19 protein-coding genes and 1 pseudogene are annotated in these 23206 nt (G+C 72.7%); 16 read left to right on the forward strand and 4 right to left on the reverse strand.

The window, feature by feature from the left end; translation table 11 throughout:
- Nucleotides 1-37 precede the first annotated feature (37 nt).
- The 6 genes from ACIRPX_RS17530 to ACIRPX_RS17555 are packed head-to-tail and all read left to right on the forward strand — an operon-like array spanning nt 38 to nt 5246.
- Nucleotides 38-778 (forward strand): FadR/GntR family transcriptional regulator, encoded by a 741-nt coding sequence (locus ACIRPX_RS17530; RefSeq protein WP_404194758.1) that lies wholly within the window; start codon nt 38-40, stop codon nt 776-778.
- On the forward strand, nt 775-1920 hold the full coding sequence (dgoD, locus tag ACIRPX_RS17535; protein WP_404194760.1) for a galactonate dehydratase: 1146 nt from the start codon (nt 775-777) through the stop codon (nt 1918-1920). The genes ACIRPX_RS17530 and dgoD overlap by 4 nt, the downstream gene beginning before the upstream one ends.
- A complete protein-coding gene (locus ACIRPX_RS17540; RefSeq protein WP_404194763.1) occupies nt 1917-2714 on the forward strand; it encodes a hypothetical protein in 798 nt (265 codons plus the stop codon). Before dgoD ends, ACIRPX_RS17540 begins: the two co-directional genes overlap by 4 nt.
- 26 nt (nt 2715-2740) lie before the next feature.
- Entirely contained in the window at nt 2741-3373 is a 633-nt protein-coding gene (locus ACIRPX_RS17545) for a bifunctional 4-hydroxy-2-oxoglutarate aldolase/2-dehydro-3-deoxy-phosphogluconate aldolase (protein ID WP_404194766.1), read from the forward strand.
- Entirely contained in the window at nt 3370-4245 is an 876-nt protein-coding gene (locus ACIRPX_RS17550) for an SMP-30/gluconolactonase/LRE family protein (protein WP_404194769.1), read from the forward strand. The genes ACIRPX_RS17545 and ACIRPX_RS17550 overlap by 4 nt, the downstream gene beginning before the upstream one ends.
- Nucleotides 4242-5246 carry a sugar kinase gene (locus ACIRPX_RS17555; RefSeq protein ID WP_404194772.1) on the forward strand — a complete coding sequence of 335 codons (1005 nt, stop codon included), beginning with the start codon at nt 4242-4244 and terminating at the stop codon, nt 5244-5246. The genes ACIRPX_RS17550 and ACIRPX_RS17555 overlap by 4 nt, the downstream gene beginning before the upstream one ends.
- A gap of 74 nt (nt 5247-5320) precedes the next feature.
- Here ACIRPX_RS17555 and ACIRPX_RS17560 read toward each other — a convergent pair whose 3' ends face one another.
- Nucleotides 5321-6244 carry a L,D-transpeptidase family protein gene (locus ACIRPX_RS17560; RefSeq protein WP_404194774.1) on the reverse strand — a complete coding sequence of 308 codons (924 nt, stop codon included), beginning with the start codon at nt 6242-6244 and terminating at the stop codon, nt 5321-5323.
- A 539-nt stretch (nt 6245-6783) separates the two neighbouring features.
- On the opposite strand from ACIRPX_RS17560, the gene ACIRPX_RS17565 reads away from it, so the two are divergent.
- Nucleotides 6784-7215, forward strand: coding sequence for a hypothetical protein (locus tag ACIRPX_RS17565; protein ID WP_404194777.1), 432 nt, complete (start codon nt 6784-6786; stop codon nt 7213-7215).
- 103 nt (nt 7216-7318) lie between these two features.
- Here ACIRPX_RS17565 and ACIRPX_RS17570 read toward each other — a convergent pair whose 3' ends face one another.
- Nucleotides 7319-8584, reverse strand: a complete 1266-nt coding sequence (locus tag ACIRPX_RS17570; protein ID WP_404194779.1) for a YhgE/Pip domain-containing protein — start codon at nt 8582-8584, stop codon at nt 7319-7321.
- A gap of 432 nt (nt 8585-9016) precedes the next feature.
- On the opposite strand from ACIRPX_RS17570, the gene ACIRPX_RS17575 reads away from it, so the two are divergent.
- The 6 genes and pseudogenes from ACIRPX_RS17575 to ACIRPX_RS17600 all read left to right on the forward strand — a co-directional run bounded on the left by ACIRPX_RS17575 (nt 9017) and on the right by ACIRPX_RS17600 (nt 17070).
- Nucleotides 9017-12391 carry a pyruvate carboxylase gene (locus ACIRPX_RS17575; RefSeq protein ID WP_404194879.1) on the forward strand — a complete coding sequence of 1125 codons (3375 nt, stop codon included), beginning with the start codon at nt 9017-9019 and terminating at the stop codon, nt 12389-12391.
- A 229-nt stretch (nt 12392-12620) separates the two neighbouring features.
- A complete protein-coding gene (locus ACIRPX_RS17580) occupies nt 12621-13709 on the forward strand; it encodes an S-(hydroxymethyl)mycothiol dehydrogenase (protein ID WP_404194781.1) in 1089 nt (362 codons plus the stop codon).
- A complete protein-coding gene (locus ACIRPX_RS17585) occupies nt 13709-14341 on the forward strand; it encodes an MBL fold metallo-hydrolase (RefSeq protein WP_404194784.1) in 633 nt (210 codons plus the stop codon). The genes ACIRPX_RS17580 and ACIRPX_RS17585 overlap by 1 nt, the downstream gene beginning before the upstream one ends.
- Nucleotides 14342-14498: 157 nt before the next feature.
- Nucleotides 14499-14642: pseudogene (locus tag ACIRPX_RS17590) on the forward strand (bifunctional 3-phenylpropionate/cinnamic acid dioxygenase ferredoxin subunit); the annotation flags it as partial.
- A 23-nt stretch (nt 14643-14665) separates the two neighbouring features.
- A complete protein-coding gene (locus ACIRPX_RS17595; RefSeq protein ID WP_404194787.1) occupies nt 14666-15826 on the forward strand; it encodes an NAD(P)/FAD-dependent oxidoreductase in 1161 nt (386 codons plus the stop codon).
- A gap of 110 nt (nt 15827-15936) precedes the next feature.
- The gene (locus ACIRPX_RS17600; RefSeq protein WP_404194790.1) at nt 15937-17070 is read left to right on the forward strand and encodes an aromatic ring-hydroxylating dioxygenase subunit alpha; all 1134 of its coding nucleotides are present in this window, start codon (nt 15937-15939) and stop codon (nt 17068-17070) included.
- A gap of 15 nt (nt 17071-17085) precedes the next feature.
- Here the strand turns inward: ACIRPX_RS17600 and ACIRPX_RS17605 are convergent, their stop codons facing one another.
- On the reverse strand, nt 17086-17832 hold the full coding sequence (locus ACIRPX_RS17605; RefSeq protein WP_404194882.1) for an IclR family transcriptional regulator: 747 nt from the start codon (nt 17830-17832) through the stop codon (nt 17086-17088).
- Between the two features lie 201 nt (nt 17833-18033).
- Between ACIRPX_RS17605 and betA the strand changes: the two genes are divergently transcribed.
- Entirely contained in the window at nt 18034-19704 is a 1671-nt protein-coding gene (betA, locus tag ACIRPX_RS17610) for a choline dehydrogenase (protein WP_404194792.1), read from the forward strand.
- A 4-nt stretch (nt 19705-19708) separates the two neighbouring features.
- A complete protein-coding gene (locus tag ACIRPX_RS17615; protein WP_404194795.1) occupies nt 19709-20554 on the forward strand; it encodes a 5,10-methylenetetrahydrofolate reductase in 846 nt (281 codons plus the stop codon).
- A gap of 90 nt (nt 20555-20644) precedes the next feature.
- Here ACIRPX_RS17615 and purU read toward each other — a convergent pair whose 3' ends face one another.
- The gene (gene purU / locus ACIRPX_RS17620) at nt 20645-21517 is read right to left on the reverse strand and encodes a formyltetrahydrofolate deformylase (protein WP_404194797.1); all 873 of its coding nucleotides are present in this window, start codon (nt 21515-21517) and stop codon (nt 20645-20647) included.
- Between the two features lie 219 nt (nt 21518-21736).
- On the opposite strand from purU, the gene ACIRPX_RS17625 reads away from it, so the two are divergent.
- The gene (locus ACIRPX_RS17625) at nt 21737-23206 is read left to right on the forward strand and encodes an aldehyde dehydrogenase family protein (protein ID WP_404194800.1); all 1470 of its coding nucleotides are present in this window, start codon (nt 21737-21739) and stop codon (nt 23204-23206) included.

Genomic DNA, 23206 nt, shown 5'->3' on the forward strand with positions numbered 1-23206 from the left:
CGCCCACCGTGAAGCAGACGAAGAAAGGCTGTACGACATGACGCCCTACGCCCGCCGCGGCGTGCACGGCCAGACCGTGGAGGCCCTCGCCCGCCGCATCCTGGGCGGCGAGATCCCCGAGGGGGCCACGCTCGACCTGGTGGCGCTGCAGAGCGAGCTGGACGTGAGCCTCACCGCCCTGCGCGAGTCGCTGAAGGTGCTCGCCGCCAAGGGGATGGTCGACGCCCGCCAGAAGCGCGGCACCTTCGTCCGCTCCCGGGCCGACTGGAACCTGCTCGACGCCGACGTGCTGCGCTGGCAGTTCGAGGGCGGCCGGGCCGGCGAGGCCGACCGGTCGCTGCTGCGCAACCTCGCCGAGGTCCGCGCCATCATCGAGCCCGCCGCCGTCCGCCTCGCCGCCGAGCGCCGCACCAACGCCGACCTGGTCGCCCTCGACGCGGCGATCGCGGCGATGGGGGAGGAGGGCGCCGGGGCCGCCCACGCCGTCGAGGCCGACCTCGCCTTCCACCGCGCCCTGCTCACCGCCACCCACAACGAACTCCTCGAACGCATGGAGATGGTGATCGAGTCCGGCCTCGCCCACCGCGACCGCATCGTGCACAGCTCCCCGCACAGCGAGGACCCGATACCGGCCCACCGTGCGGTCCTGGACGCCGTGCGCGAGCGGGATCCGCGGGCCGCCGAGGCCGCCATGCGGGCCCTGCTCGACCAGGCCGGGCGCGACCTGGACCGGATCGGCACCGCCGACGACGAGACGGAAGGCACCCGCCCCCAGTGAAGATCACCCGTATCGAGACGTTCCTGGTCCCACCGCGCTGGCTGTTCTGCCGCGTCGAGACCGACGACGGCGTGGTCGGCTGGGGCGAGCCCGTCGTGGAGGGCCGCGCCGAGGTGGTCCGGTCCGCGGTGGAGGTGCTTGCCGAGTACCTCGTCGGCCAGGACCCGCTGCGTATCCAGGACCACTGGCAGGTCCTCACCAAGGGCGGCTTCTACCGGGGCGGCCCGATCCTCTCCAGCGCCGTCGCCGGGCTCGACCAGGCGCTGTGGGACATCGCGGGCAAGACGTACGGCGCCCCGGTGCACGCCCTGCTGGGCGGTCCCGTGCGCGACCGGGTCCGGGTCTACGCCTGGGTCGGTGGCGACGAGCCGGCCGAGCTCGCCGAGCAGATAGCCGAACAGGTGGCGGCCGGCTTCACCGCGGTGAAGATGAACGGCGCCGGAGCCACCTCGCCGGTCTCCACCGCCGCCGAGACCGCGGCCGTCGTCGCCCGGGTGTCCGCCGCCCGCGAGGCCCTCGGCCCGGACCGTGACGTCGCCGTCGACTTCCACGGCCGCTTCAGTGCCGCCGCCTCCCGCCGCGTGCTGTCCGAACTCGCCCCGCTGCACCCGCTGTTCGTGGAGGAGCCGGTGCTGCCGGAGCAGAGCCGTCTGCTGCCGGGCCTGGTCACCTCCTCGTCCGTGCCGCTGGCGACCGGCGAACGCCTCTACTCCCGCTCCGAGTTCCTGCCCGTCCTCGCCGCCGGTGTGGCCGTCGCCCAGCCCGACCTCTCGCACGCCGGCGGCATCTCCGAGGTCCACCGCATCGCCTCGCTCGCCGAGACCTACGGCGCCCAGATCGCCCCGCACTGCCCGCTCGGCCCGATCGCCCTGGCGGCCAGCCTCCAGGTCGCCTTCGCCACACCGAACTTCCTCATCCAGGAGCAGAGCCGGGGCATCCACTACGACAAGGGCGCCGACCTGCTCTCCTACGTCGTCGACCCCGAGCCGTTCCGGTTCGTCGACGGGCACGCGCCGCGCGGCGACGCCCCGGGTCTCGGCGTCGCCGTCGACGAGGCCGCGGTACGCGCCGCCGACCGCACCGGGCACGCCTGGCGCAACCCGGTGTGGCGGCACGCGGACGGCTCGTTCGCGGAGTGGTGACCGTGGGCCCGCCTCGGATCGTCACCGACCCGGCGCACGGCGGGCGGTGGACCTCGCTGCACGCGGGCGGGCGCGAGTGGCTGTGGCGGCGGGAGCCCCCGACGGGGCGCGGGGGTGTGTCCCCGGGCGACGCGTTCGTGGACGCGGGCGGCCTGGAGGAGTGCGTGCCGACCGTGCGGGGCACGCCCGACCACGGGGACGCCTGGTCCCGGGCGTGGACCGGCGACGGGACGGGGACGCAGAGCGTGCGCTGCGAGCGGTTCGCGCTGAGCCGGGCCGTGCGGGACGGGGGCCGGGTGGACTACGTGCTGTCGGCCGACCCCGGATTCCGGTTCGTGTGGGCGGCGCACGCACTGCTCGATCTCTCCGAGCGGGCGACGGTGGAGCTGCCCGAGGGGGCGGCCACGCGCCTCTACCCGACGGCGAACGGCTCGTGGGTGGAGGGGAGCTGGCCCGCGCCCCGGGGCGTACGCCTGGACCGTTTCGGCCCGGACGACGGCACGGCGCTCGGGGCGGTCGTCGAGGCCTCCCGCGCCTGCGTCCACGACGGCGAGGACCGTCTGTCGTTCACCCTCGACGTCCTCGGGGAAGACGCCCAGCCCCTGTCGATCGCGCTCTGGCGCAACCTCGGCGGCTTCCCGGACCCCGCCCCCTACCGCAGCACGGGCGTCGAGCCGATGCTCGGCCGCGTCTTCGACCTCGCCGAGGCGGGCCCCGGCGACGCGGCCGAGGTGCCCGCGAGCGGTGAGGCCCGCTGGCGGCTCACCGTGACGGCCGACTGCAACTGCCCCTGAAACCGCACGCATTGGAGTATCTGTTCATGGATCTGCGAGCGGCCCTGGCCGCCCACCGGCTCGTCGCCATCGTGCGCGGGGACGACCCCGCCGCCGCGCTGCGCACCGTGCTGGCGCTCGCCGCCGAGGGCATCGAGCTGATCGAGGTGTCGCTGACCGGCAAGGACGCCCTCACCGTCATCGAGCGGGCCCGGCAGGCACTGGGCCCCGACCGCCCCCTCGGCGCTGGCACCGTCCTGACGGCCGACGACGCCCGGGCCGCGCACGGGGCGGGGGCGGACTTCGCCGTCACCCCCGCGCTCGGCGAAGGTGTCCGCACGGCACGGGAGCTGGGCCTGCCGGTCCTGGCGGGGGTGATGACACCGACCGAGATCGTGACCGCCCGCGGCCTCGGCGCCGCCGCCCTGAAGATCTTCCCGGCCGCGCAGGCGGGCGGCCCCGCCTACGTCAAGGCGCTGCGCGGACCGTTCCCCGACGCGCCGCTCGTGCCGGTGGGCGGCGTGGACGAGGCGGCCGCGCGTGCCTATCTGGCCGCCGGCGCGATCGCGGTCGGCGTCGGCTCGCCCCTGGCCGGCGACGCGGCGGACGGCGGCAGCATCACGCAACTGCGGGCGCGCGCCCGCGCCTTCAGGAACGTGGTGGGGGAGTCCGCCCCGTGAAGACCCTGGTAGCCGACGAGGCATTCGGCCCCGACCGCCTGGAACTCGGCGAAGGCATCCGCTGGACCGGCTCCGGCGTCGTGCTGGTCGACATCCTGACGGGCCGGCTGCTCGCCGCGCCCGAAGAGCCGGCCGCCCCGCTGAGGGAACTGGCCCGGCTCTCCGTCCCGTTGGGCGCGGTCGCCCCCGTCGCGGGCCGGCCCGGCAGCTGGATCGCCGCCGCCGGCACAGGCATCTGCCTGCTCGGTCCCGACGGATCGCCGAGCTGGCTGGCGCGGCCCGAGGACGGCGCCCCGCTCCCGCTGCGCATGAACGACGCGGCCGCCGACCCCGCCGGCCGGTTCTGGGCGGGCAGCATGGCCTACGACGCCGACGAGGACGCGGGGTCGCTGTACCGGGTCGACCACGACGGCACGGTGACCCGCGTCCTCGACGGCATCACCGTGCCCAACGGGCCGGCGTTCACGGCCGACGGCGCCACGATGTACCTCGCCGACAGCGCCCGCGGCGTCGTCCGCCGCCACCCCGTCGACCCGGCGAGCGGTGAACTCGGCGCGCCGGAGCCCTTCGTGACCGTGGACGACGGCAGCCCCGACGGCATGACCGTCGACGTCGAGGGGGCCGTGTGGATCGCGGTGTGGGGCACCGGCACCGTACGCCGGTATCTGCCGGACGGCCGGCTCGACCGCGTCGTCCGGCTGCCCGTGAGCCTGCCCGCCGGGGTCTGCCTGCGGGAGGACGTCCTGCACGTCACGACCGCCCGTGTGGGCTTGCCCGCACCGGGCCCGCTGGACGGCGCCCTGTTCACCGCCCGGGTCGACGTGCCGGGCACCCCGGCCGCCGCCTACCGGCCCGCCCCGGAGGTGTCATGAACGGCACCCCCGGAGTCCCGTTCCCGCCGGACGGCCCCGTCGTCTGCCTCGGCGAGACCATGGCCGCCCTCGCGCCCTCCGCACCCGGCCCCCTCGACACCGCCGAGGACCTGCGCCTGTCGGTGGCCGGCGCCGAGTCGAACGTCGCCATGTACCTCGCCGACCTCGGCCGGGCCGTGTCCTGGCTCTCCGCCCTCGGCGACGACGCCTTCGGCCGGCGGGTGCGGGCGGCCGTGGCCGCCGCGGGCGTCGACGTCACGGGCGTACGGACCGACCCGCGGCGGCCCACCGGACTGCTCGTCAAGGACCCGGGGCGCGAGCGCACCCGCGTCCACTACTACCGCCGCGGTTCGGCGGCCTCGGCCCTGGGACCGGAGTGGCTGGAGGACGAGCGGGTGCGGTCCGCGGCCCTGCTGCACCTCACGGGAGTGACGCCCGCGCTGTCCCCGTCCTGCCGGGAGCTGGTGGAGCGGGCGTTGGCCACCCCACCCTGCCGACGCCCGTACGCCGTCAGCTTCGACGTCAACCACCGCCCGGCGCTCTGGCCGCAGGGCACGGCCGCCGAGGTGCTGCGGGCCCTGGCCGACCGCGCCGACATCGTCTTCGTCGGTCTCGACGAGGCGCAGGACCTGTGGGGCGCCGAGCTCGAACCGGGCGACGTGCGGCGGCTGTTGACCGGCCCGCGCGTCCTGGTCGTCAAGGACGGCGGGCGGGCCGCCCACGCCTTCACCGGGGCGGCCGGCGAGGTGTGCACCGTGCCGGCCCCGCGCACCGAGGTCGTGGAACCCGTCGGCGCGGGCGACGCCTTCGCCGCCGGCTTCCTGGCCGGGCTGCTGCGCGGTGAGGACCTGCGGCGCGCCCTGCGCCTGGGCCACGTCACCGCCTCGTCCGCGCTCCGCGTGACGGGTGACCACGGCCCGCTGCCGGACGCCGCCACGATCTCCTGCCTCCTCGACCTCGGCGACGAGGACTGGCCGGCGGGCGCCCGCACCGCCCGCTGACCGGCGATCAACGGCCAGGTCCCGCGATGAGGGGGAGCACCTCGTGTGATGACCGGTGCCGGTCCCGGGACCGGTCAGCCGATGGCGATCCGGGGGTGGGCGGACGGTGTGATCCAGCCCATGATGCGGTCCATGGTGGCTCGGGGGACCGAGACGCAGCCGGCGGTGGCGCCGTTGCCGTTGACGTGGAGGAAGATGCCGGCGCCCCGGCCGGGGGTGGCGGGCCACCGGTTGAAGTTGATCACCAGCGCCTTGGCGTACTGGGTGGGGTAGTTGACGAGGTGCTCGCTGCCGCGGTCGCCGGCCTCGGTGAGCGGGAAGTCCGCGCCCTGCTCGCCGCGCATGGAGTTGTAGAACTTCGACTCCGGGTCCTCCACCCACCAGTCGTCGGAGGCGACCACGTGGTACGGCATGGCGGTGCCGCCGGCCCCGACGCCGAACCCCTCGGTGATCGTGTAGGTGCCGGTGGGCGTGGTGTAGGTGCCCTGCCGCCGGGTCGCCCCGTCGGTCACGCCGTTGGAGCCGACCCGGCCCGCACTCGTGCTGAACTGCGCCTTCCAGCCGGAGGATCCCTTGGCCCAGGCCGTGACGGTGGCGTAGGAGCCACTGGCCCGGACGGTGATCAGCTGCGTCGCGTCGCCGGCCTCGACCGGTACCGGGAAGTCGGGTGCGGCGGGTGCCGGGGCCGCCGTACGGCCGGACTCCGTTCCCGTGCCGCTCGCCGCGCCGGCGGTCTTCTTCGCGGTGCCGCCCGGTGCGGAGGCGGATGCCGACGCGGACGCGCGGTCGGAGGCGGAGGGGTCGGCGGACGTGGATGCGGAGGTGCTGGGCGATGCCGAGGCGGCGGCGACGGTGGGGCTCGCTTCCGGCGTCTGCGGCACCTCGGCCGAATCCGAGCCCGCCGCCTGCCGATCGTCCTGCCCGCCGCAGGCGGACGTCACCGCCAGGACGCCGAGAACGGCGGTGGCGATGAGGATCTGACGGGAGAAGACCTGCACACTGTGCTCCTTGCCAACGGGGTGAACCGGGTGAACGGGGCCCAGCGGGGGAACGGAGGACGGCAGGAGATTTCCGGGCTGTCCGCCCGTGAATGTTCCCCGCGAAATCAAAACACTGGGCGTCGGACCGGGCGGTTGTACACGATGCGTCGGACCGGTTGCCAGCGAGCAGAAATATCGGACACCCGGTGACCGGTTCGGCTCACGCCTCGTGGATTTCCATGGCGAGGCGGCCGCGGATGCGCACCCTGATTTCGGGCGCATCGCATATGGACTGCTGTCCGAACGAGCCGATGCGGACACCGTATTGAGGCGCAATCGCGGAAAGCTCCTCCCGGCGAGCCGCACACCGTTGCGCGGCTCGGTGCAATGTCGCCGAAGGACGCGTGAGTGGCAAAAAGGTTGTGCGCCGGCCGTGACCTCGCTGTGTGGTGTTCGGCACTGCGGCCGGCCGTGATGTTCGAGAGCCGGTATCCGCTTCATCAACCGGGGGGAGCAGACGGCGTGTTCCTCCTGATCCGATGAAGGGGGAGCAGGTCATGGGTGAAGTGGGCAAGCACGGGCCAGGCGCGGACGAGATGCGGTCGTACACGGCGGACTTCGTCGCCCGCTTGACCGCCCGCAACAGGCTGCCGCTGGACTACTCCGCACGCAGCCTGAGAATGGTCGACTTCCTCGTCGACGGGCTCCGCAAGGGCGGGGCGGACCTGGAGCAGGCGCGGGACACGCTCTTCGGGCTCGGCGCGTACGTCGGTGAGGTGCTCGTGCGGCGTGCCGGGGCGGTGTGGGTGGACTTCGACGAGCACGAGCGCACCTACTTCCGCCAGCCGGTGGGTGTGCGGATGCCCGACGGGCGGATGTGGAACCCCCTCGGCCGGGTCGTCAACCGGTTCGAGACCGGGGGTCCGGAGGCGTCCCTGCAGACCTTCTATCTCACTCTGCACGGGCGGGCCCGGCGGGCCTCCGCCTGAACGGGCCGCTTCGGGGCGACGCCCTGCCCGGAGCGGAGCCCCGGGAGCGGGGCGTCCTTCCCGGGGAGGAGCCGGTGGAGGTACGCCGCCGCCGGCACGGCGCTCACGCCGGCTGCGGCGTCAGCCGCTTGTGCCCCTTGCGGTCGTAGTACCGCGTCATCGCGAACCCGAAGAGCAGGGCCAGCACCGCGCCGAGCGCGATCATGATCCAGGAGCGTGCCAGGCCGGCGTCGCCGCGCGCGTCGAAGTAGAGGATGGCGCGGACGCCGTCGCTGAGCTGGCGCATGGGCTCGAAGTGGGAGAGGAAGCGGTAGAAGCCGGGGACCGCCTGGAGCGGCACGGTCGCGCCCGAGGACGGCAGGCCCAGGACGATGAACACGAACATGGAGACCAGCTGGCCGACTCCGCCGAACGCGGCGTTGATGGCCTGCACACCCAGCCCGACGGCGAGGGCCGCGCAGTAGGAGTAGACCCACAGCAGCGGGATGTGGGTGGCGTCCATGCCCAGGATGCCGATCGTGGCGACCATGACGAGGGTGACGCTGACGACCGTGATGCCCGCGGTCAGCACCATGTTCAGCAGCAGCGTCTGCGTCCGGCTGATCGGCACGGTGGGGCGGCGGGTGTGCCAGGGGCCGATCTCGCTGTCGGTGTAGCCGAGGGCGGTGTCGACCGCGTTGGTGATGATGTTCCCGCCCATGAAGCCCGCCAGCACCAGCAGCAGCGTGTAGTAGAAGGCGCTCAGCCCGAGCCCGCTGTGGCTGCCGATCGGGTGCCCGACCTGGGTGACGACGTTCACCGGGTCGGCGAGCAGCAGTCCGGTCGTGGCGTTCGCCCGGCCTCCCGCGGCCGCGGTCAGCTGCTTGCCGATGGTCTGCGAGGACTGGTGCGCCGCCGCCGTCGTGATCTGACTGGCGAGCGAGGAGCCCAGGCTGCCCTTGCCGGGGTTGGTGAGCACCGTCATCGTCGGCCGGGTCGTGGCATGGGCGGTGGTGAGCGCCGTGAGCGACGCGGTGAAGTCGGGCGGGATGACCAGGGCGCCGTAGATCTTGCCGGAGTCCAGCTGGTCCTGGGCCTCGGCGCGGGTGAGGGTGCGCCACTGGGCCCTGTCGTCGGAGGTGCTGGACGTGATGGCCGCGGCGATCTGCGCGCCCGCGTTCTGCCTCTGCCCGGGCGGCGGCTTGCCGGCGTCGCTGTTGACCAGCGCGATGGGCAGATGGTGCAGGGCGCCCTGCGGGTTGACGATGCCGCCCATGTACAGCAGCGCCAGCAGCATGGCGAGCAGTCCGGTCAGGACGGTGGGCACGAGCCACAGTTTGGGGTGGCCCAGCAGACTGGCGGCACGGGCCTGGGGGCTGGCGTCGGCCATGGCTCTCCGTGGGTCGGCGGAGGACGGGGGTCCACCGCAGGGCTCCGGTACGGACCCAGAGCCTACGGAGGCGAGGGGGCGAAGGAGGGCAAGCCGCGCGCGTGAGGCCGGAAGTCATCGCGGGCGGCGCCGCTGAGCCCGGGGCGGCGGCCGCGTCCGACGCCCACGTCCAGGCACGCGCGGCCTGCCCCCGGCCGCGCCGGTGCCGGCCCACCCGGCAGGACCGCCCGCATCCTGAGCCGCCCGCACCCGAGGCCGCCCCAGCCGGATCGAGGACATGTGGCGGCGCGACGGCTACCCGCGCACACGCGAGGCAATCAGGACGGCGCCAACCGAGATCACACCTTGATGTGAGTGGTCCGGCTCACATGGCGTGACAGGATCGTGACCGACACCATGGTGCACGTCATCGGCAGGCTGAAGGGAGCGGTGATGTTCCGCAAGGTGCTGGTCGCCAACCGTGGTGAGATCGCGATCAGGGCGTTCCGCGCCGGCTATGAGCTCGGCGCAAGGACCGTCGCCGTCTTCCCGCACGAGGACCGCAACTCGTTGCACCGGCTCAAGGCCGACGAGGCGTACGAGATCGGCCGGCAGGGGCATCCGGTGCGGGCGTATCTCTCCGTCGAGGAGATCGTGCGCGCCGCGCGGCAGGCGGGCGCGGACGCGGTGTACCCGGGGTACGGGTTCCTGTCCGAGAACCCCGAGCTCGCGCGCGCGTGCGAGGAGGCGGGCATCACCTTCGTGGGGCCCGGCGCCCGCACGCTGGAGCTCACCGGCAACAAGGCGCGCGCGGTGGCCGCCGCCCGCGCCGCCGGCGTCCCCGTCCTCGGCTCCTCCGAGCCCTCCGACGACGTCGGCGAACTCGTGCGCGCCGCCGAGGAGATCGGCTTCCCGGTGTTCGTGAAGGCGGTCGCGGGCGGCGGCGGGCGCGGCATGCGCCGCGTCGAGGACCCGGCCGCGCTGCGCGAGTCCATCGAGGCGGCCTCCCGTGAGGCGGCCTCCGCGTTCGGCGACCCGACCGTCTTCCTGGAGAAGGCCGTCGTCGACCCCCGCCACATCGAGGTGCAGATCCTCGCCGACGGCGAGGGCAACGTCATCCACCTCTTCGAGCGCGACTGTTCGCTCCAGCGCCGCCACCAGAAGGTCATCGAGATGGCCCCGGCGCCCAATCTCGACCCCGAGCTGCGCGACCGCATCTGCGCCGACGCGGTGCGCTTCGCGCGCGAGATCGGCTACCGCAACGCGGGCACCGTGGAGTTCCTGCTCGACCCCGACGGCAACCACGTCTTCATCGAGATGAACCCGCGCATCCAGGTCGAGCACACGGTCACCGAGGAGGTCACCGACGTCGACCTCGTCCAGGCCCAGCTGCGGATCGCCTCCGGCGAGACGCTCGCCGACCTCGGCCTGTCGCAGGAGACGGTGAAGCTGCACGGCGCGGCCCTGCAGTGCCGTATCACCACCGAGGACCCGGCCAACGGCTTCCGCCCGGACACCGGCCGGATCAGCGCCTACCGCTCGCCCGGCGGCTCGGGCATCCGCCTCGACGGCGGAACGACCCACGCCGGTACGGAGATCAGCGCCCACTTCGACTCGATGCTGGTCAAACTGACCTGCCGGGGCCGGGACTTCAAGGCCGCGATCGGCCGGGCGCGGCGCGCGGTGGCCGAGTTCCGCATCCGCGGCGTGGCCACGAACATCCCGTTCCTGCAGGCCGTGCTGGACGACCCGGACTTCCGGGCCGGGCGGGTGACGACGTCGTTCATCGAGCAGCGTCCGCACCTGCTGACGGCCCGCTCCTCCGCGGACCGCGGCACCAAGCTGCTCACGTACCTCGCCGACGTCACGGTCAACAAGCCGCACGGCGAGCGCCCCCATCTGATCGACCCGGCCACCAAGCTGCCCCCGCTGCCCGCGGGCGAGCCGCCGGCCGGTTCCCGGCAGAGGCTCGTCGAGCTCGGCCCGGAGGGCTTCGCCCGCCGGCTGCGTGCGTCGCCGACCATCGGCGTCACGGACACCACCTTCCGCGACGCCCACCAGTCGCTGCTCGCCACCCGCGTGCGCAGCAAGGACCTGCTGGCGGTCGCCCCGGTGGTCGCGCGCACCCTGCCCGAGCTGCTCTCGCTGGAGTGCTGGGGCGGTGCGACGTACGACGTGGCACTGCGCTTCCTCGCCGAGGACCCGTGGGAGCGGCTGGCCGCCCTGCGCGAGGCCGTCCCCAACATCTGTCTGCAGATGCTGCTGCGCGGCCGCAACACCGTCGGCTACACCCCGTACCCGACGGAGGTGACCGACGCCTTCGTGCGGGAGGCCGCCGCCACCGGCATCGACATCTTCCGCATCTTCGACGCGCTCAACGACGTCGGCCAGATGCGCCCGGCCATCGAGGCGGTGCGCGAGACGGGCACCGCGGTCGCCGAGGTGGCGCTCTGCTACACGGCGGACCTGTCGAACCCGGACGAGCGCCTGTACACGCTGGACTACTACCTGCGCCTGGCCGAGCAGATCGTCGAGGCGGGCGCGCACGTTCTCGCGATCAAGGACATGGCCGGTGTGCTGCGCGCCCCGGCCGCCGCGACGCTGGTCTCCGCGCTGCGCCGCGAGTTCGACCTGCCGGTGCACCTGCACACCCACGACACCGCGGGCGGCCAGCTCGGCACCTACCTCGCCGCGATCCGGGCGGGTGCGGACGCGGTGGACGGCGCGGTCGCCTCCATGGCCGGTACGACCTCGCAGCCCTCACTGTCGGCGATCGTCGCCGCGACCGACCACTCCGACCGGCCGACCGGTCTCGATCTCCAGGCGGTCGGCGACCTGGAGCCGTACTGGGAGAGCGTCCGCAAGATCTACGCCCCCTTCGAGGCGGGCCTCGCCTCCCCGACCGGGCGCGTCTACCACCACGAGATCCCCGGCGGCCAGCTCTCCAACCTGCGCACCCAGGCCGTCGCGCTCGGGCTCGGGGACCGGTTCGAGGACATCGAGGCGATGTACGCCGCGGCCGACCGGATGCTGGGCCGCCTGGTCAAGGTCACCCCGTCCTCCAAGGTGGTCGGCGACCTCGCCCTGCACCTGGTGGGCGCCGGGGTGGCCCCGGCCGACTTCGAGGCGAACCCGAACCGCTACGACATCCCCGACTCCGTCGTCGGCTTCCTGCGCGGCGAGCTGGGCACTCCGCCCGGCGGCTGGCCGGAGCCCTTCCGCAGCAAGGCACTCGAGGGGCGCGCGGAGCCCCGGCCGGTGCAGGAGCTGACGCCGGAGGACCGCGAGGGCCTGGCGAAGGAGCCCCGTGCCACGCTCAACCGGCTCCTGTTCCCCGGCCCGACCCGCGACTTCGACGCCCACCGCCAGGTCTACGGCGACACCAGCGTGCTGGACAGCAAGGACTTCTTCTACGGCCTGCGTCCGGCGACGGAGTACGCCGTCGACCTGGAGCCCGGCGTCCGGCTGCTGATCGAGCTGGAGGCCGTCGGCGAGGCCGACGAGCGCGGTATGCGGACCGTGATGTCCACGCTGAACGGCCAGCTCCGGCCGATCCAGGTGCGCGACACCTCCGCCGCCTCCGACGTCCCGGCCACGGAGAAGGCCGACCGGACCGATCCGGGCCATGTCGCCGCGCCGTTCGCCGGCGTGGTCACGCTCGCGGTCTCCGAGGGCGACGAGGTGGACGCCGGGGCGACGGTGGCGACGATCGAGGCGATGAAGATGGAGGCCGCGATCACGGCCCCGAAGGCGGGCCGGGTGTCCCGGCTGGCCATCAACAAGATCCAGCAGGTCGAGGGTGGTGACCTGCTCGTCGAGATCGGGTGATCCCGGCTCCGGCCCCGTCGGACGGCCCCGGTACGGCTCCTGCCGTGCCGGGGCCTCTGCGTGCGGTGGGGGGATGCCGGGGCCGTTGACCGCGCGGCCGGATCCCGAGCCTTGACCCACGGTCGGCGCTCCATGATGCTGTGTTGCGGCACACGAAATACGTGCCGCATTGAGCAACTCGATCTCGAGTGGCTTCCCTGTTTCAGTTCTCCACAGCCGAGGAGTGGTCATGACGCATCAGGTCCGCGCTGTCGTCGCGCGGGGCAAGGGGGCCCCGGTCGGCCTGGAAACGATCATCGTGCCCGACCCCGGTCCGGGCGAGGCGCTGGTGAGGGTCGAGGCCTGCGGGGTGTGCCACACCGACCTGCACTACCGCGAGGGCGGGATCAGCGACGACTTCCCCTTCCTGCTCGGGCACGAGGCGGCGGGCGTCGTGGAGTCGGTGGGGGAGGACGTCACCGACGTCGCTCCCGGCGACTTCGTGATCCTCAACTGGCGTGCCGTGTGCGGTCGGTGCCGGGCCTGTCTGCGCGGGCGCCCGCAGTACTGCTTCGACACCCGCAACGCCGAGCAGAGGATGACCCTCGCCGCGACCGGCGAGGAGCTGTCCCCGGCGCTGGGCATCGGCGCCTTCGCCGAGAAGACCCTCGTCGCCGCCGGGCAGTGCACCAAGGTCGACCGGAAGGCGTCCGCGGCCGCCGCCGGCCTGCTGGGCTGCGGCGTCATGGCGGGCATCGGAGCGGCGATCAACACCGGCGGGGTCGGCCGCGGTGACACGGCCGCCGTCATCGGCTGCGGCGGGGTCGGCGCCGCGGCGATCGCCGCGGCGCACCTGGCGGGCGCGGCGAAGGTCATCGCCGTGGACCTGGACGACCGCAAACTGGCCACCGCGCGGAAGCTGGGCGCCACCCACACCGTCAACTCCCGGGAGACCGACCCGGTCGAGGCGATCCGCGAACTGACCGGCGGCTTCGGCGCCGACGTCGTCATCGAGGCGGTCGGCCGCCCGGAGACGTACCGGCAGGCCTTCTACGCCCGCGACCTCGCCGGCACGGTGGTCCTCGTCGGCGTGCCCACCCCCGAGATGAAGCTCGAACTGCCCCTCCTCGACGTCTTCGGCCGCGGCGGCGCCCTGAAGTCGTCCTGGTACGGCGACTGCCTGCCCGGCCGCGACTTCCCGATGCTGATCGACCTCTACCTCCAGGGCCGCCTGGACCTGGACGCCTTCGTCACCGAGACGATCGCCCTGGACGAGGTGGAGAAGGCCTTCGAGCGGATGCGCGGCGGGGACGTCCTGCGCTCGGTGGTGGTGTTCTGATGGGCCGGGTCCACGTCGAACGGCTCGTCACCTCCGGCACGTTCTCCCTGGACGGCGGCACCTGGGAGGTCGACAACAACGTGTGGATCGTCGGCGACGACCACGAGGCGATCGTCGTCGACGCGGCCCATGACGCCGGCGCGATCGCGGACGCGGTCGGCGGGCGCGCGCTGAAGGCCGTCGTGTGCACCCACGCGCACGACGACCACATCGGCGCGGCGCCCGAACTGGCCGCCCGCACCGGCGCCCCGGTCCTCCTGCATCCGGACGACCTGCCGCTGTGGAAGCTGACGCATCCCGGCCGGATGCCCGACGCCGACCTGGCCGACGGGCAGCCCCTGGCGGTGGCCGGCATCGAGCTGACCGTCCTGCACACGCCGGGCCATGCGCCCGGCGCCGTATGCCTGTACGCGCCGGCCCTGGGGGCACTCTTCAGCGGCGACACGCTCTTCGCGGGCGGGCCAGGGGCCACGGGGCGGTCGTACAGCCACTTCCCGACCATCGTCGAGTCGATCCGGGAGCGGCTGCTGACCCTCCCGGCGGACACCGTGGTGCACACGGGGCACGGGGAGACGACCACCGTCGGCGCCGAGGCGCCGCATCTCCAGGAGTGGATCGACCGCGGTTTCTGACCGCGGCCATCGTTTCTCATCGTGCTGCGCGTTTCATATGAAGCAACGTCGCTTCTCGCATGAACCTGGCCCCTGAACTTCTTGACAGGGGTTCGGGGCGACCCCAGACTGATGTTGCGCTTACCGCAATCCGTTTCGCTATACGCACCGAGGTGTCATGATGATTCCCGCGTGCCGTCTCGCGGACCTTCCGCGAGGTGAGGCTTTCCGGCTCGAGACCGATCCGCCGGTCACGGTGTTCCGCACCGGCGACGGCGAGCTCCTCGCCCTCGACGACACCCGCACCCGCCAGGACGCCGCGGCCCGGCCCGCCGGAGGTCTCGCGTGAGGAAGGTCGCCGTGGTGGGGGCCTCGCTGGCCGGTCTGTCGGCGGCGCGCTCCCTGCGCAAGCAGGGCTACGACGGGCAGCTCGTCGTCATCGGGGACGAGCCCCACCGCCCGTACGACAGGCCGCCGTTGTCCAAGGAGTTCCTGGCCGGCACGATCGGCGAGGCCGATCTCGTGCTGGAGACGGACGGCGAGGACCTGGGGGCCGAGTGGCTGCTCGGTGTCCGGGCCACCGCACTCGACCCGGCGCGCCGCGCGGTCCGGCTCGCCGACGGCACCGAGGTGCGGGCCGACGGGATCGTCATCGCCACCGGCGCCGCCGCGCGCAGCCTGCCGGGCTCCGCGGGCCTGTCCGGGGTGCACACCCTGCGCACGCTGGACGACGCCCGCGCCCTGCGGGCCGAACTGGCCCGCGGCGGGCGGCTGGTGGTGATCGGCGGCGGCTTCATCGGTGCCGAGGTGGCCTCCACCGCCTGCGCCCTCGGTCTGGAGGCGACCGTGATCGAGGCGGCCCCGACCCCGCTCGCCGGACCGCTCGGCGAGGAGATGGGGGCGATCGTCTCCGGTCTCCACGCGGACCACGGCGTACGGCTGCTGTGCGGCGTCGGCGTCAAGGGCCTCAGCGGCGAGCACCAGGTCGAGGCGGTACTGCTGGAGGACGGCCGCACCGTTCCCGCGGACATCGTCGTCGTCGGAGTCGGTGCCCGCCCGTGCGTCGAGTGGCTGGAAGGCTCCGGCGTCGCACTCGACAACGGCGTCAAGTGCGGTGCCGACGGCCGTACGAGCCTGGCCGGAGTGGTCGCGGTCGGCGACTGCGCCAACTGGTACGACCCGCGCGCGGGCGCCCACCGCCGCGTCGAGCACTGGACCGGCGCGCGCGAGCGCCCCGACGCCGCGATCGCCACCCTGCTGGCGGGCGGGGCGGTGCAGCCGGGTGTGCCCCGGCCGCCGTACTTCTGGTCCGACCAGTACGGAGTGAAGATCCAGTTCGCCGGTCACGCCGCGGGCGCCGACAGCGTGACCGTCGAGGAAGGCGCCGCGGAGGACCGCAACGTCCTGGCCGTCTACCGGCGGGCCGGCGTCCCGGTCGCCGTGCTCGGCATGAACCAGCCGCGGCTGTTCATGCGCCTGCGCAAGCAACTCGGCGCTTCGCTGTGACGAGCGAGATGGGTCCGTTGTCCGTGCGCGGCGCCGTTGCGGCCGGTCGCGCAGTTGCCCGCGCCCCCATCGGGGCGCTCCCCGAATCCACCGTTCCCGAGGAGTGCACCGTGACCTCGACCAGCCTGCCGGACAGCCTGATCGCCACCCTCCCCGGCTCCTCCTACACGGACCCGGCGACCTTCGTCCTGGAGCAGGAGCGCATATTCGAGACCATGTGGTTCTGCGCCGTGCGCTCGTCCGAGCTCGCCCGGCCCGGAGCCTTCCGCACCGTCGACGTGGGCCGCGAGAGCATCCTCGTCACCCGCGCACGCGACGGCTCGGTCCGCGCCTTCTTCAACGTGTGCCGCCACCGTGGCGCCAAGCTGTGCACGGAGGAGTCCGGCGAGGTCAAGCGGGCGTTCCAGTGCCCGTACCACGCCTGGACCTACGGCCTGGACGGCAAGCTGGTGGCGGCGCCCAACCTGACCAAGATGCCCGACATCGGCCGCACCGAGTACGGCCTGGTGAGCGTCGCCGTGCGCGAATGGCTCGGCTACGTGTGGGTCTGCCTCGCCGAGAACCCGCCCTCCTTCGAGGAGGAGGTCGTCGGGGACGTGGTCGCCCGCCTCGGGGACGTCGAGTCGATCGAGCGCTACGACATCGGCAGCCTCTCCGTCGGCAGGCGGATCGTCTACGACGTGCGGGCCAACTGGAAGCTCATCATCGAGAACTTCATGGAGTGCTACCACTGCGCCACGATCCACCCCGAACTGACCGAAGTGCTCCCGGAGTTCGCCGACGGCTACGCCGCGCAGTACTACGTCGGCCACGGCGCGGAGTTCGGCGAGGACGTCCAGGGCTTCACCGTCGACGGTTCCGAGGGCCTGGACCGCATCCCGGGTGTCGGCGACGACCAGGACCGCCGCTACTACGCGATCACGGTGCGGCCGCAGGTGTTCATCAACCTCGTGCCCGACCACGTGATCTTCCACCGCATGTACCCGGTGGCCGTCGACCGTACGGTCGTGGAGTGCGACTGGCTCTATCTGCCGCACGTCGTCGAGAGCGGCAAGGACGTCAGCCGGTCCGTGGAGCTCTTCGACCGGGTCAACCGCCAGGACTTCGACGCCTGCGAACGCACCCAGCCCGGCATGGGCTCCCGGCTGTACGCCAAGGGCGGCGTGCTGGTCCCGAGCGAGCACCACATCGGTGCGTTCCACGACTGGATCGGTGAGCGTCTGGGCGCCCGCCGGCCCGGGTGACGGCCTGCGGGCCGCTCAGCCCAGGTAGCCCATCCGGTGACTGATCTCCTCCGCGCCCTTGAGCAGGTTCGGTGCCAGCTCGTGCATCCGCTCCTCGGTGAAGCGGTACCCCGGGCCGGAGGCGCTCAGTGCGGCGATGACCTCGCCGTCACGGTTGCGAACCGGCGCGGCCATGGCGTGCAGGCCGATCTCGAACTCCTCCACGGTCCAGGCGTAGCCCCGCTCGCGCACCTCGGCGAGGTTCTTCTCGAGCTTCGTCTTCGCCGTGATCGTGTGCGGGGTGACCCTCTTCAGACCGGTCTCGGCCAGCAGTGCGGCACGCTCCTTGGCCGGCAGGTGGGCCAGCAGGACCTTGCCGCTGGAGGTGGCGTGCGGCGGGGTCAGCTGTCCGACCCAGTTGTGCGCCGTGATCGCGCCCGGGCCGCGCACCTGGTAGAGGTTGATCGCGAAATGCTCCTGCAGAACCGCGATGTTGACGGTCTCGCCGAGTTCCTCGGCGAGCCGCTCGCACACCGGCCGGCCCTGCTGGGTGATGTCGATACGTCCGGTGACGGCGCCGGCGAGGCGCACGATGCCGAAGCCGAGCCGGTACTTGCCGCGCTCGCCCGCCTGTTCCACCAGCCCGCGCGCCTCCAGCGCGCCGAGCAGGCGGAAGGCGGTGGACTTGTGGACGTCGATCTCTCCGGCGACCTCGCTCACGCCCGCCTCGCCGCGCTGGGCGAGGATCTCCAGGACGCTGATGGCGCGGTCCACCGACTGCACTCCGCCGGCCTGCGCATTGCCTGTCTCGGTGTCTTGGCTGTGGTTGCTCACAACGAAACTATACGCGCAGTAAACAACACTACTGCAAGTAGCGGGACCGGACGAAGGTATGAGAAGTTGCGTCGTTCGCAACCTGGTGCGCATGGCGATACCGGCGCTAGCATGCTCCGCACATCGACGGCGCGAGCGAGACGAGGCACCATGGCTCCCCTGCAATACGACTTCGTCATCGTCGGCGGCGGTTCGGCCGGCAGTGCGCTGGCGAATCGACTCACCGCCGATCCGGCCCACCGTGTGCTGGTCCTGGAGGCCGGCCGGTCCGACTATCCGTGGGACGTCTTCATCCACATGCCCGCGGCGCTGACCTACCCGATCGGCAGCCGTTTCTACGACTGGAAGTACGAGTCGGAGCCCGAGCCCCACATGGGCGGCCGGCGCGTCTACCACGCCCGCGGCAAGGTCCTGGGCGGCTCCAGCAGCATCAACGGCATGATCTTCCAGCGCGGCAACCCCATGGACTACGAGCGCTGGGCCGCCGACGCCGGCATGGAGAGCTGGGACTACGCGCACTGCCTGCCGTACTTCCGGCGGATGGAGAACTGCCTGGCGGCCGACCCGGACGACGAGTTCCGTGGCCACGACGGCCCCCTCGTCCTGGAGCGCGGCCCGGCCACCAACCCGCTGTTCGGCGCCTTCCTCAAGGCCACCGAGGAGGCGGGCTACGCCCCGACGAGCGACGTCAACGGCTACCGCCAGGAGGGTTTCGCCCCGTTCGACCGCAACGTCCACCGCGGGCGCCGGCTGTCGGCGTCGAAGGCGTACCTCAAGCCCGCCATGAAGCGGCCCAACCTCACCGTGAAGACCCGCGCCCTGGTCACCCGCGTCCTGTTCGAGGGCAAGAAGGCGGTCGGGGTGGAGTTCCGGCGCGGCGGGGGCGCCCTGCAGCAGGTCCGCGCCAAGGAGGTCATCCTCTGCGGCGGCGCGATCAACTCCCCGCAGCTGCTGCAGCTGTCCGGCGTCGGCAACGCCGAGGAGCTGCGCGCGCTCGGCATCGACGTCGTGCACGACCTGCCGGGCGTCGGCGAGAACATGCAGGACCACCTGGAGGTGTACATCCAGTACGCCTGCAAGCAGCCCGTCTCCATGCAGCCGTACCTGGCGAAGTGGCGGGCGCCCTTCATCGGCCTGCAGTGGCTGTTCCGCACGGGCCCGGCGGCGACCAACCACTTCGAGGCCGGCGGCTTCGCCCGCAGCAACGAGGACGTCGACTACCCCAACCTGATGTTCCACTTCCTGCCGATCGCGGTCCGCTACGACGGCTCCGTGCCGGCCGGCGGCCACGGCTACCAGGTCCACGTGGGCCCCATGTACTCCGACGCCGTCGGCTCGGTGAAGATCAGGAGCAAGGACCCGGACGAGCACCCGGCGCTGCGCTTCAACTACCTCTCCACCGAGCAGGACCGCCGCGAGTGGGTCGAGGCCGTCCGGGTGGCCCGCAGGATCCTCAACCAGCCGGCGCTCGCCCCCTACAACGACGGAGAGGTCTCGCCCGGCCCGTCGGTGGAGACGGACGAGGAGATCCTCGCCTGGGTGGCCAAGGACGGCGAGACCGCCCTGCACCCGTCCTGCACCTGCAAGATGGGCACCGACGAGATGTCGGTCGTCGACCCCACCAGCATGCGGGTGCACGGCGTGGAGGGACTGCGGGTCGTCGACGCGTCGGTGATGCCGTACGTCACCAACGGCAACATCTACGCCCCGGTGATGATGGTCGCCGAGAAGGCCGCCGACCTGATCCTGGGCAAGGAGCCGCTGCCCGCCTCCAAGGCCGCGTACTACCGCCACCCGGACGCCCACAAGCAGGTGGGGTGAGACCTTGGGCGCCGCAGGAGCGGGCACGCTGCTCGGCAGGGTCCGCTACGAGGTGCTGCCCGCCGGGGCGACCGAGGAGAAGGTTCTCGCCCATGTCCCGCGCGACGTCGTGGTCACCGTCACGGCGTCGCCGGTCAAGGGCCTGGAACCGACGCTCGACCTCACCGGCCGGCTGGCCGCGCACGGCTACCGCGTCGTCCCGCACGTGCCCGCCCGGCTGCTGCGCGACGACGTGCACCTGAAGGACGTGGTGGAGCGGCTCGGCGGCGCGGGCGTGGACGACGTCTTCGTCCCCGCCGGCGACGCGGAATCGCCGGCCGGGCCCTACCCCGGCGCGCTGCCGGTGCTGCGCCGGCTGGGCGAGCTGGGCTCGCCCTTCGCGCGCGTGGGCATCACCGGCCATCCCGAGAGCCATCCGCTCATCCACGACGACCTCACCGTCCAGGCGATGCGGGACAAGCACGCCCACGCCACGTACATCGTCGGCAACCTCTGCTTCGACCCGCGGGTGCTGGGCGAGTGGATCGGCCGGATACGGCGCCGGGGGGTCACGCTGCCCGTGCACGTGGGCGTCGCCGGGCCCGTCCAGCGGGCGAAGCTGCTGGCCATGGCGACGAGGATCGGGGTGGGGGAGTCGACGCGGTTTTTGACCCGGCACCCGTCCTGGTTCCTGCGTCTCGCCGCGCCGGGCGGCTACGCGCCCGAGAAACTGCTCTCCCGTGCCCAGGAGGCGCTCACCGCGCCCTCGGCGGGGGTGGCGGGCCTGCACGTGTTCACCTTCAACCAGATCGCCGAGACGGAACGCTGGCGCCGGGACCTGCTGGACCGGCTCGCGACCGCGACCTCGTAGGGCCGCATCCGTATACGACTCCGTACCGGGTTCCGTATACGAAGGCGGGCGGACCGGAGACCCCGGCCCGCCCGCCTTCGCACGTGATCCTCAGCGGAAGACCACCGTGCGGTTGCCGTCGACCATCACCCGGCTCTCGCTGTGCCACTTCACCGCGTGCGCCAGTACCTGCGCCTCCACGTCCCGGCCGACCGTGACCAGTTCGCCGGGGTCGAGGGAGTGGTCGACGCGGACCACGTCCTGCTCGATGATCTGGCCCTCGTCCAGGTCCGGGGTCACGTAGTGCGCCGTCGCCCCGACGAGCTTCACCCCGCGGTCGTATGCCTGCGCGTAGGGGCGGGCACCCTTGAAGCTGGGCAGGAAGGAGTGGTGGATGTTGATGGCGCGGCCCTCGAGCTGCTTGCACAGGTCGTCGGAGAGGATCTGCATGTACCGGGCCAGCACGACCAGGTCGACGTCCAGCTCCCGCACCAGCTCCAGCAGCCGTGCCTCGGCCTCGGGCCTGGTGTCCGGGGTGACCGGCACGTGGTGGAAGGGGATGCCGTAGGTCTCGGCCAGGCCCTCGAAGTCGCGGTGGTTGGAGACGATCGCGGGGATCTCGATGTTGAGGGCGCCGGTGCGCCTGCGGAAGAGCAGGTCGTTGAGGCAGTGCCCGAACCGGGAGACCATGACGAGGGTGCGCGTCGGGGTGGCGGCGTCCCGCAGGGTCCAGGAGATGCGATGGGCCTGGGCGACCGGGCCGAAGCGGTAACGCAGCGTTTGCAGATCCGCGTCGGGATCGGAAACGTCGAAGTGGACCCTCATGAAGAAGCGGTCCTGGAGCCGGTCGTCGAACTGCTGGCTCTGCAGGATGTTGCCGGAGTTCCTGACCAGGAAACCGCTCACGGAGTGGACTAGGCCCGCGCCATCTGGGCAGGCGAGGGTCAGGACGTACTCACGCCCGGGTTGCGGTCGAGGGGACATCTGTGGCCTCCGTCGGTGCGTAATGCACAACAAGGTGAGCGATGCGCAACATGCTGAGCTCGCCGCGCGCCCGCGGTCAAGGGTGGCCGGGTAACGGGCGCCATGGCGAAATCGTCATCGGCCAACCACTTGACGGGACTCTGGGCATTCGCCACTGTGTTCCACCACAAGCAATTGGATGCGCGATGCGCAACGCATTCCGGCTGAAGGGCTCGGCGCGTGGCAGATCTGTACGTGGACGGACAATGGCGGGCACCGGTGGCCGGCGGCCACCGCGACATCCGCTGCCCCGCTGACGGCGCACGCGTCGCGACCGTGGCGGAAGGCACCCGTCCTGACGCCGAGGCGGCGATCGCCGCCGCCCGTCGGGCCTTCGACGAGGGGCCCTGGCCCCGTACGCCCGAGCGTGAGCGCGGCGCGCTGCTGCTGCGCACCGCCGACATCCTGGAGCGCGACACCAAGGACTTCGCCCGCGCCGAGTCGCTGGACACCGGCAAGCGGCTGGTGGAGAGCGAGTACGACATCGCCGACGTCGTCGCCTGCTTCCGCCACTACGGCGGGATCGCCGGCACCGACGCCGGCCGCGTGATCGACACCGGCCGCGACGACGCCGTCAGCCGCGTCGTCTACGAGCCGGTCGGCGTGTGCGGGCTGATCACCCCCTGGAACTACCCCCTGCTGCAGGCCAGTTGGAAGGTGGCCCCGGCCCTGCTGGCCGGCAACACCATCGTCCTCAAGCCCAGCGAGCTGACCCCTTCCACCGCCGTCCTGCTGATGAGGGCACTGGAGGAGGCCGGCCTGCCGGCCGGTGCCGCCAACCTCGTCCTGGGCACCGGCCCCGAGGTCGGCGCACCGCTGTCCGAGCATCCGGACGTCGACCTGGTCTCCTTCACGGGCGGGCTGCAGACCGGCAGGCGGATCATGGCCGCCGCCGCGGCGACCGTGAAGAAGGTGGCACTGGAGCTCGGCGGCAAGAACCCCAACGTCGTCTTCGCCGACGCCGACTTCGAGGCCGCCGTCGACTTCGCCCTCACGGCCGTCTTCCTGCACTCCGGGCAGGTCTGCTCGGCCGGTGCCCGGCTGATCGTCGAGGACGCGCTGCACGACCGCTTCGTCGACGAGGTCGTGCGCCGCGCCCGGCGCATCCGCCTCGGCGGCCCCTTCGACCCGGACGCCGAGACCGGGGCACTGATCTCCGCGCAGCACCTGGAGAAGGTCGAGGCGTACGTCGCCGCCGGCCTCGCCGAGGGCGCGGTGCTGCGCTGCGGCGGCGAGCGGCCCGACGACCCGGCGCTGGCGAACGGCCACTACTACCCGCCCACCGTGCTCGACGCCTGCACCCAGGACATGCGGGTGGTGCACGAGGAGTCCTTCGGGCCCGTGCTCACCGTGGAGCGCTTCACCGACGAGGACGATGCCGTGCGCATCGCCAACGACACCGAGTACGGACTGGCCGGCGCCGTCTGGACGCAGGACGCCGGCAGGGCCCAGCGGGTCGCCCGGCGGCTGCGGCACGGCACGGTGTGGATCAACGACTACCACCCCTACGTGCCGCAGGCCGAATGGGGTGGCTTCGGGCATTCGGGCGTCGGCCGCGAACTGGGAGCGAGCGGCCTGGACGAGTACCGGGAGCCCAAGCACATCTGGCAGAACATCCAACCCCGGCCGCAGCGCTGGTTTAGCGGCTGA

Source organism: Streptomyces sp. NPDC101225 (assembly GCF_044767585.1).
Classification (GTDB): Bacteria; Actinomycetota; Actinomycetes; order Streptomycetales; family Streptomycetaceae; genus Streptomyces.